This window comes from Intrasporangium sp. (assembly GCF_051961875.1).
Classification (GTDB): Bacteria; Actinomycetota; Actinomycetes; order Actinomycetales; family Dermatophilaceae; genus Intrasporangium_A.
In genome coordinates this window covers 1-9,420 of sequence record NZ_JBQCCV010000093.1, presented here as the reverse complement: position 1 = coordinate 9,420, position 9,420 = coordinate 1, and the positions used below count along the sequence as shown (strand labels likewise).

Here is a 9,420-nt window from a genome sequence, read left to right as displayed (position 1 = left end):
GCCGCGGCGGCGCTCCCTGAGGGCGAGGCGTGCAGTGGCGAGGAACGAGTAGGCGTACTCGAGAACGTAACCCAGCCCCGAGCCACCCGGTGCATAGGGCCGGTACCCCACGATGCGGACCCCGTCGACGTCCTGCTCGGGCCCGGTGCCATCCCCGGTCGGGCAGACGACGGTCACGTCGTACCCGGCGGCGGACAGTGTCTGGCACTCCAGCCAGACCCTGCGGTCGAAGGGCACGGGGAGGTTCTGGACGATGACCAGCACCCGCGGTCGATCCCGACCCGTACGCTTGCGCAGGCTCACCAGCTCACGCCCCGATACCCGGGCAGCGCCTCGACCGCCTCGCCGAGCCTGCCACTCATGTCGAACACGACCGGTGGTGGCGTGTCGAGCAGCGATCGGAGCACGGCCGGATCCGTGGACGTCACGATCGCCACCTCTGCACCCGCCAGGGCCTGCGCCGGTGTCGGCGCCAGGAGCCGGTTCACATGCGAGAGCTTGCTCTGGAGGTGCCGCAGGTTGGCCCCGACCAGCCGGTCGGGGTTGACGATCGGGTCGAAGATGCGGACCTCGAGTCCCTTGCCCACGAAGCGTTCTGCAAGCTCAAGGCTGGGGCTTTCGCGGACGTCATCGGTCTGCGTCTTGAAGCTCAGGCCAAGCAGGCACACCCGCGTGCAGCCGGTCGCGAGTACGCGGTCCACGACGCCGCGGACGACAAGCTCGTTGCTCACCGTGGTCGCGGTGAGCAGCGGAATGTCGACCGCCGTCATCCGAGCCAGGTCCTGCATGGCCCTCAGGTCCTTGGGGAGGCAGGAGCCTCCGAACGCGAACCCGGGCCGCAGATAGGCAGCCGAGATGTTCAGCTTGTCGTCCTCGCAGAAGAGCTCCATCACCCGGCGAGAGTCGACGTCGAACTGCGAGAACAGGCGCCCCACCTCGTTGGCAAAGGTGACCTTTACGGCGTGGAATGCGTTGCAGGCGTACTTGAGGGCCTCGGCGGTCGGCACGTCGACGACCTCGATGTCCTGCCCGAGGAAGGCGAAGAGCTCGGTGAGCGATGCGTCGGCCCGGTCGTCGGCCGTGCCGACCACGACGAAGGGAGGGTCGAAGAAGTCGGCAACCGCCGACCCCTCCCGCAGGAACTCGGGGCACATTGCCGTCCCCACCGCCCAGCCCTGCGGTAGCTCACCGGCGTGGAAGACGGGCGCGACAAGGTTGGCGCCGGTGCCCGGTGGAACCGTCGAGCGGATCACCACGGTGTGGTGACCGGAGGCGGGCGGCCGGACACGCTCCATCGCCGCGCGGATGTCACCCAGCGCTCGTGCGAGGAAAGCCATGTCCGACCCTCCTCGCGGCGTCGATGGCGTCCCGACACAGACGATCGACACATCCGCCCGGTCGAGCGCGGCAGCGACGTCAGAGGTGGCCGTGAGCGCGCCGCTCGCGACGGTGCGCGTCACCAGCGCCTCGATCCCAGGTTCGATGACGGGACTCACACCCTTGCTGATGCCGTCGACCTTGGTTTCGTCGACGTCCACCCCCACGACTTCGTGCCCCTGCGAAGCGAGACCCGCCGCAGTGATCGTGCCGACATAGCCGAGTCCAAGCACAGCAACTCGCATGGTTCGAAGCCTCCCGATGGTCCGAAACCAGCCCCCCAGCTGGTCAGTCCAGTGTGATCTGAATGACCTCACGAGCGTGTGGGAATGCGGAAGGTCAGGCCTACAGGAGAAGGGGATTCGCGGCATTCGGACCGAAATCTCCTGAAATAACTGCGCTTTTGATCTGCTGGCTCCGGCTGCCGTTGGTGACCCAGCGCCAGCGGCGCAGCACCCCCGCCGAGGGGCAACCCCCGACCAGCCGCTCCTCAGGACGAGCTGCCGAGCGCCAGCAGCCGGCGGACCCGGGCGGCGTGCACGTCAGGCAGTGGCAGGAGGCCGAGCGCATCGCGCATGACGCCGACGGCGACCACTCGCAGGGCCAGGACGTCGACGACGACCGTGACAACGGCCGCCAGGAGCAGTCTGGCGACGGGTGGTGCGGGGACGACAGCCATGACGATGTTGCCGACTACCAGCGTGACGACAGTGGGAACCGACACGGTGAGGAACGGCCGAGCCACGTCACGGACGGCCCAGCCGAGGAGTCTCGAGACGAGAAGCCAGCGGGCGACCGTGGCGAGGAAGGCTACGAACACGAAACCCGTGGCGACGCCTCCGAGACCCCACCTGACCGCGAGCGCCGTCGTGGCAACCGTCGCGAAGTCGATGATGACCGAGTAGCTGAGCCAGGTTCCCGGACGGCCTAGTCCATAGAAGAGCCCATGGTCGAGCATCGCCCCGAGGGTGATGATGCCCGCGATCGCGAGGGCCTGGGTGGGCGCGACGCTCCCACGCCACTGCTGGCCGAAGATGAGTGGTACCAGTTCCGGGGCGGTCACGACGATGAGGACCATGACCGGCGAGACCGCCGCGTAGGCAACCCCCAAGGCCTTGACGTAGGTGGTCCGCAACCTGTCCGCGGAGTCGCGCACTCGTGCGAAGACGATCGTCGAGACCGGGATGGTCGACGCTGCGACGAGTTCCTGCGCAACCTGGACGAGGCGTTGGCCGATGTTGAAGAGGCCGAGGGCCGATGGCCCGAGCGTCACGGTGATGATCCAGTTCTCGGCCCAGATGCGTAGCGTGGCGACCAGGTCGACGGTCGACACCCGCAGCCCGAAGGCCGCCATGTGCCGGAACAGTCGGGGTGACAGCGACAGCGAAGGCAGCCACTTCGCATGTTTCCAGGCGAGGACGGCGACCACCCACTGGGTGACGACGAGCTGACTCACCAGCGCCCAGACGCCGCCGCCCGACAGGGCGATCACCACGGCGGTGACCTGCGCGAGCAGCGCTGCCACGAGGCTCTGCAGCGCGAGCGCACGGAACGCCATCGCGCGTCTCAGCAGGGCTGTGGGCACCCCTGCCAGCACGGTGGGCACGATGGCGAGGACGAGCGCACGCAGGACGGCGACCAGCTCGGGAATCCCGAAGACCGAGGCGAGCAATGGTGCACTCGCAATCAGGCCCGCGGAGAGGACGACCCCGGCACTGCAGGACATCCACAGGGCTGTGCTGAGGCTCTGCTGGTCGAGATCCTCGGCCTGCAGGAGATAGGTGGAGAAGCCGAGGTCGGAGAGCAGGTACACCAAGGGGATCACCGTCATCGCAGCTGCGACGACGCCGAACTGGCGCGGCGAGATCTGGTGCGTCAGCACGATGAGGGTGGCGAACCCGCTGACGCGCACCACCCACTTCTGCGCGGCCAGCCAGAGAACGCCCGAGGCGGCGCGCGCACCGAGCGCCTCCTCGACTGGGGCGGCCTCCACGTCGGGTCCCCGCCCGTCCGGCTGGCTCGCGTCCGGGCTCATTCCGAGGCGTCACGAAGGCCGCGCAGCACGACCGCCGCGACCTGCTCCTGCTGCTCCGGGGTGATCCCGGGGAAGATCGGCAGCGACAGGATCTCGCCGGCTGCCTGCTCGCTCACCGGCAGGCTCCCCGGGGCGTAGCCAAGGGCGGCCATGGCGGGCGTCAGATGGATCGGCACGGGGTAGTGGATGCTCGCACCGACGCCCTCGTCGCGGGCACGACGAAGTACCTCGTTTCGGCGCTCGACCCGTATGACGTACAGGTGCCAGACGTGCTCGTTGCCCGGGAGGGTTACGGGCAGGCGAAGTCCCGGCGTACCGCGAAGGAGTGAGTCGTAGATCGCGGCGGCCTCCCGCCGCCGCGCGTTCCACTCGCGCAGGCGGTGCAGCTTCGCCCTGAGGACCACGGCCTGAAGGGTGTCCAGCCGGGAGTTGAAGCCGAACGAGACGTGCTGGTACCTCATCGAGCTGCCGTGGGCACCCATGAGGCGAACGCCCTTCGCCAGGTCCTCGTCGTCGGTGATGACGGCTCCGGCGTCACCGTAGGCACCGAGGTTCTTGCCGGGGTAGAAGCTCGTGGCCGCGATACGCCCGAAGCGTCCCGCGGAAACGCCGTGCCGGAAGGCGCCCTGAGACTGTGCCCCGTCCTCGATGACGACGATCCCCCGCTCCGCCAACGAGTCCGGAAGCCGTTCGAACGGGGCAATCTGCCCGTACAGGTCCACCGGGATGACGGCCCGCGTGCGGGTCGACACGGCTGCCTCGACGCCCTGCGGGTCGACCAGGAGCGCCTCGTCGTCCACGTCGACGAACACCGGCCGGGCGCCCGCCCGCAGAACCGCTTCAGCGGTGGCGATGAAGGTGTTGGCCGGCAGGATGACCTCGTCCCCGGGACCGACGCCGACTGCGCGGAGGGCCATCTCGAGGGCGTCCGTGCCGTTGGCCACGCCGACGCAGAATCGGGCGCCGACGAAGTCTGCATACTCCTGCTCGAAGGCGGAGACTGCCTTGCCACCGACGAAGTCCATCGCGGACAGGACGTCGGCGAAGCCGGCCGCCACCTCATCTGCCACCTGCGCGTGTTGCGCGGCCAGGTCGACGAGTGGGATCGAGTTCACGTTGCCCTCCTCATGACCATGGCTTCAGTCCGGCGGCGCGCCGGATGACGTCGACCACTGCCTCTTGATCGCGCTCGGACATCGTGTGGAACAGAGGCAGGATGAGCGTGTGGTCGGTGAGCCGCTCGGTCACCGCCAGGTCACCGTGACGGTGGCCGGAGTAGGCCGGCTGCCGGTGGGCGGCCATGATGCCGGCACGCGCCGAGATGCCCCCCTCGGCGAGGGCGGTGAGCAGCTCACCACGACTGAGTGGGTAGTCGGAGTCGAGCTCGACCCAGAACGACTGGAAGTTGGACTCGCCCCACGCCGGATCTCGCACGGTACGCAGACCCGGGACGTCGGCGAGCATGGCCTGGTAGCGGCTCGCGAGCTCACGCCGCCTGAGGACGAGCTCGTCGAGCTTTCCCAGCTGCACCAAGCCGATTGCCGCCTGGACGTCGGTCATCCGATAGTTGAAGCCGACCTCAAGGTATTCCTCGATGACCGGCTGCCGGCTGCGGTGTCGAGCCGCCGCGCTGATGCTCATGCCGTGTTCCCGCAACCGGCGGGCACGATCGGCCAGCTCTGCATCGGACGTGGTGAGCATCCCGCCCTCGCCCGTGGTGAGGAGCTTGCGGGGATGGAATGACCAGCAGGTCAGGTCGGCACCTGTCCCGACCGGCCGGCCGTGGTAGCGGGATCCGGCCCCGCAGGCCGCGTCCTCGACGAGCGCCAGGCCGCGGCTCTGACACAGCCGTCGCAACGGTTCGATGTCGGCCGGCATCCCGCCCTGGTCGACGGCCACGACGACGCGCGTGCGCTCGCTCAGCACCCGCTCCACCGTGCGCCAGCTGACGTTCCCATCCTCGGGTTCCACATCGGCGAAGACCGGCGTCGCACCGACGTAGGGCGCGCAGTTCGAGGTCGCGATGAAAGAGAAGGAGGGCACGACGACCTCGTCACCGGGTCCGACCCCGAGCAGGTGGAGAGACAGGTGCAGAGCTGCCGTACACGACGAGACCGCCACGCCGTGAGCCGCGCCGACATGGGCCGCGAACCTCGACTCGAACTCGGACACACGTGGTCCCTGCGCGACCCAGCCGGAGCACACGGCGTCGGCCGCAGCTCGGGCCTCCTCGTCACCGAGCCACGGCTTCATCACCGGAATCATGAGTGGGCCCGTTCCGCACGCCACCACTCGACGAGCCGGCTGAGGCCCTCCCTGAGGTCGACTTCCGGCTTCCAGCCCAGCTGCCGCTCGGCAGCCTCGATCGCGGCCAGCCGCCGGGTGACCCCGTTCACGGCGCGCTCGGGGCCGAAGGCGACGGAAAGGTCGCTACCCATGACGTCGAGCAGTTCCTCGGCGAGCCCGACCAGGCTTGTCTCGGTGTTGCTGCCGATGTTGAAAACGGCGTCCGTGACGTCGGCCTCCGCGGCGAGCAGGTTGGCGCGCGCGATGTCCCTGGTGAAGACGAAGTCCATTGTCTGCTGCCCGTCACCGAAGATGAGTGGCGGCTCTCCAGCCTCGATCCGCTCCATCCACCGGATGAGCACCTCGGTGTAGAAGCCGTGGATGTCCATGCGCGGGCCGTAGACGTTGAAGTAACGCAGTGCGACGTAGTCCAGCCCGTACATGGCATGGAAGCTGCGCAGCATGCCCTCGTTGAAGGCCTTCGCCGCGCCATAGAAGGTGTCGTTGGCCCACGGGGACTCCTGCTCGGTCGTCGGGAACTCCGTCGCGAGGCCATAGACGGAGGCAGAGGAAGCAGCGACGACCTTCCGTACCTTGGCGGCGACGGCGGCCTCCAGGACGTTGAAGGTCCCATCGGCTAGGACCTCGAGCGCCAGCCGCGGTTCCTCCGCGCACTGCGTGATGCGGATGGCCGCCTGGTGGAAGACAAGATCCGCGCCCGCAGTCGCCCGGGCCAGTAGGTCGCGGTCTCGGATGTCGCCCTCGATGATCTCGACCCGTTCCGACGGCAGGGCTTCGGCGAGGTTCTCGCGTCGACCGCGGACGAAGTTGTCGAGAACGCGGATCTCGGCCGCCCCCGCCTCCACGAGCTCGTCGACGATGCCCGAACCAATGGTCCCCGCTCCCCCCGTCACCAGGCAGATGCTGTCCCGAATCATTCGTCGACTCCCAACGCCACGAAGGCACCATCACGCCGCAGGCTCCTCGCGGCGGCTTCCAGCACACCCATCACTCGAAGGCCTGCGGACCCATCGGTCGCCGCGGGGCGACCTTCACTGATGGCGGCGGCGAACTCGGCCATCATGGCTCGCAGCGCCTCCTGTTCCCGTAGAGCCGGCGCCACCATGTCACCGGTCCGATAGGAGATCGTCACCTGCTTGCGGTCGTCGGCCGGCAGCTCCTGGGACCCCTTGCGCTCCACGCCCCGGTCATACACGGACAGCCGTTGGCTCGGGTTGAGGTCGTCCCAGACCACGGTTCGATGCGACCCGCCGATCACCATGGTCCGGATCTTGACGGGACTCAGCCAGTTCACGTGCACGTGGGCCATGGCGCCGGATGACAGCTTGAGGGTCAGGTAGGCCAGGCACGCCACGCCGTGCCCGATCGGGTCGCTCCCGTGGGCCGCCACCGACTCCACCCACACCTCAGGGGAGAGCAGGTAGTCGAGGATCGACAGGTCGTGCGGGGCGAGGTCCCAGAGCACGTCGACATCGGGCTGCACCAGGCCGAGGTTGATCCGGACCGAGTCGACGAAGTGCAGGTCTCCCAGCTCGCCCTCGTGGACCAGCCGGCGCAGCTCCTGGACCGCGGAGGTGTAGCAGTACGTGTGGTCGCACATGAGGACCAGGCCCCGGTCCTCCGCCGCCTGCACCAGCTTCTTGCCGTCGTCCAGGGACGAGGTCAGTGGCTTCTCCACCAGAACATGCTTGCCGGCGTCGAGGGCGGCCATGGCGAGCGGAAAGTGCGTCGCAGCTGGCGTGGCGAGCGCCACCGCCTGGACGTCTGGGTCGCCGAGGATCTCGTCGAAGGACTTGGTCGTCCCAACCGTTGAGTAGTCACCGAGGACGCGTCGGGCACGTTCCACGTCCATGTCGCATAGCCACCGCAGCCGAAGAGATGGGGTCGCCATCGCATTCCGAACGAGATTCGGCCCCCAGTACCCTGCCCCCACGACCGCCATCCCGATGGATGCCGTCATATTCGGAGGGTAACCACGGATGCGCGCTCGGCACCGGCGATCGGGGAAAGTTGGGGGCTCAGCTCCAGATGTCGTGATGCACGTTGAGGATCACCCGCGACCCGAAGGGGTCGATCTTGATGGGGAGCTCCCGCATGGCGCTCAGCTGCTCCCGCACCGCCCTCTGGTTCTCGAGCGGGCAGACGACGAGGAGGAATCCGCCGCCTCCGGCGCCAGTCACCTTGGCACCGGAGGCGCCCGCCGACAGGGCGGCTTCGACGGCGCTGTCGATCTGCGTGTTCGAGACGCCGCTCGCCAGCTCGCGCTTCGCGGCCCAGCTCTTGTTCATCGCGACGCCGAGCGCGCTGATCTCCCCTTCCCGCAAGCCATTCGCGGCCTCACCGGCGAGGTCTCGCAGCTGTGCGAGCTGTGGCAGGCGACTGGCGATGTTGGCGCGCTGCTCACCGAGGATCGGGTCCGCCTTCCGGGTGATCCCGGTGAAGAAGAGGAGCAGCTCGTCCTGGACCTGCCTGCGCCGGCTGGCGTCGAGCGGGAGCTGGTCGACGGTGACCCGATCGCCGGGGCCGAACTGCATGTCGCAGACGCCGCCGAAGGCAGCGGCGTACTGGTCCTGCTTGCCGATCGGCTTCCGGCAGCGGTCGAGCTCGATCGTGCAGGCCCGCTCGGCCAGCTCCTCGGCCGTCAGCTGGTGACCCTGGTAGGTGAAGAGCGCGTGGAGCAGGCCTACGGTCACCGCGGATGAGGAGCCGAGGCCGGAACCGGCCGAGGGGATGTCGGCCAGTGTGGTGATCTCCACCCCACCGCGGATCCCCGTCATGTGCAGGGCCTCACGAACCAGCTCGTGTTCGAGATCCTCGACGCGGGAGACGATCTCCTTGGTCGAGTAGTTGACGTAGATCTCGTCGTCGAACCGCTGCTTGACCACCACGTAGACGTACTTGTCGATGGCAGCGTTCAGTACCCGCCCCCCGTGCTCGCGGTAGTAGTCGGGCAGGTCCGTCCCGCCGCCGACGAGCCCCACCCGAAGCGGCGTCTGGGTGATGATCATGCTCCCCCTCCTCGCTCAGTACCCCCGGTACTTCCACAGCCGACGGCGCAGCCACCACCGCCCCTTCTGTTCCACGAGGAACTGCAGCTCCCGGGGCCCGATGTTTCCGCCGCCGTCCAGCTTCCGGTATAGCGACAGGCGCTTGACCTCCGGCCAACAGTCGGCGGCGAATGACAGCAGTTCGGCCACCTCCGCCTCTTCCTCGCCCGGCCCGGCCCCCATGAGGCGGCGGCCGAGCTCGGACCCCCTCAGCCGTCCTCGGCCCGAGACCCGCCCGGCGGCCCAGAGCGCCTCCTTCGCCAGTTGCTGGTGCACCCGCTCGGACAGATGGCCCGGATCCACGAGGCTCTCGACGTACCGGTCCAGCACGACCTCGAAGACGGACCGGCGTTGGCGCAGATCCATCAGGGCGCTGACCGCCTTGCTCATGTTGTCGGCGTGGAGGCGGTAGTAGGCCTGGTCCACCCCACGGACGAAGCCCATGTCCGCGTGCGCCGCCATGCGCATGAACATCTCCATGTCAGCGGCTTTGGGCAGCTCCGGGTCGTAGCCGCCGACGCGTTTCTGCAGTGCGGTTCGCACGACGATGGTCGGGGTGGAGACCGGGTTCTCGGCCTGGCGGAAACGGTGATCCAACCACTGCTTCCCGGGATATACCGACCAGCCCCTGACCCTGGTCCGGGGAACAGGGAG

General features: G+C 68.4%; 8 protein-coding genes and 1 pseudogene. All 9 read right to left on the bottom strand.

What is annotated here, in order from left to right; genetic code table 11:
* Positions 1-303, bottom strand: a pseudogene (locus ACTHJJ_RS05505) (hypothetical protein); the annotation flags it as partial.
* Positions 300-1,622 (bottom strand): nucleotide sugar dehydrogenase, encoded by a 1,323-nt coding sequence (locus tag ACTHJJ_RS05500; RefSeq protein ID WP_440301933.1) that lies wholly within the window; start codon positions 1,620-1,622, stop codon positions 300-302. The gene ACTHJJ_RS05500 and the pseudogene ACTHJJ_RS05505, both read right to left, overlap by 4 nt.
* A 245-nt stretch (positions 1,623-1,867) precedes the next feature.
* A complete protein-coding gene (locus ACTHJJ_RS05495) occupies positions 1,868-3,370 on the bottom strand; it encodes a lipopolysaccharide biosynthesis protein (protein WP_440301932.1) in 1,503 nt (500 codons plus the stop codon).
* 38 nt (positions 3,371-3,408) lie between these two features.
* Positions 3,409-4,527, bottom strand: a complete 1,119-nt coding sequence (locus tag ACTHJJ_RS05490) for a DegT/DnrJ/EryC1/StrS family aminotransferase (protein ID WP_440301931.1) — start codon at positions 4,525-4,527, stop codon at positions 3,409-3,411.
* A gap of 10 nt (positions 4,528-4,537) precedes the next feature.
* Entirely contained in the window at positions 4,538-5,665 is a 1,128-nt protein-coding gene (locus tag ACTHJJ_RS05485) for a DegT/DnrJ/EryC1/StrS family aminotransferase (RefSeq protein ID WP_440301930.1), read from the bottom strand.
* A gap of 8 nt (positions 5,666-5,673) precedes the next feature.
* Positions 5,674-6,636, bottom strand: coding sequence for an SDR family NAD(P)-dependent oxidoreductase (locus tag ACTHJJ_RS05480; RefSeq protein ID WP_440301929.1), 963 nt, complete (start codon positions 6,634-6,636; stop codon positions 5,674-5,676).
* The gene (locus tag ACTHJJ_RS05475) at positions 6,633-7,661 is read right to left on the bottom strand and encodes a Gfo/Idh/MocA family protein (protein WP_440301934.1); all 1,029 of its coding nucleotides are present in this window, start codon (positions 7,659-7,661) and stop codon (positions 6,633-6,635) included. The genes ACTHJJ_RS05480 and ACTHJJ_RS05475 overlap by 4 nt, the downstream gene beginning before the upstream one ends.
* A gap of 76 nt (positions 7,662-7,737) precedes the next feature.
* On the bottom strand, positions 7,738-8,727 hold the full coding sequence (locus ACTHJJ_RS05470; RefSeq protein ID WP_440301928.1) for a GHMP family kinase ATP-binding protein: 990 nt from the start codon (positions 8,725-8,727) through the stop codon (positions 7,738-7,740).
* 15 nt (positions 8,728-8,742) lie between these two features.
* Positions 8,743-9,420: hypothetical protein (locus ACTHJJ_RS05465; protein WP_440301927.1), on the bottom strand; the 678-nt coding region annotated here is incomplete at its 5' end.

Bases quoted from the DNA above. Each gene is read 5' to 3' on its own strand.
- ACTHJJ_RS05485 (WP_440301930.1), bottom strand. From the start codon at position 5,665: ATGAAGCCGTGGCTCGGTGACGAGGAGGCCCGAGCTGCGGCCGACGCC.
- ACTHJJ_RS05475 (WP_440301934.1), bottom strand. From the start codon at position 7,661: ATGGCGGTCGTGGGGGCAGGGTACTGGGGGCCGAATCTCGTTCGGAAT.
- ACTHJJ_RS05470 (WP_440301928.1), bottom strand. From the start codon at position 8,727: ATGATCATCACCCAGACGCCGCTTCGGGTGGGGCTCGTCGGCGGCGGG.
- ACTHJJ_RS05480 (WP_440301929.1), bottom strand. From the start codon at position 6,636: ATGATTCGGGACAGCATCTGCCTGGTGACGGGGGGAGCGGGGACCATT.
- ACTHJJ_RS05500 (WP_440301933.1), bottom strand. From the start codon at position 1,622: ATGCGAGTTGCTGTGCTTGGACTCGGCTATGTCGGCACGATCACTGCG.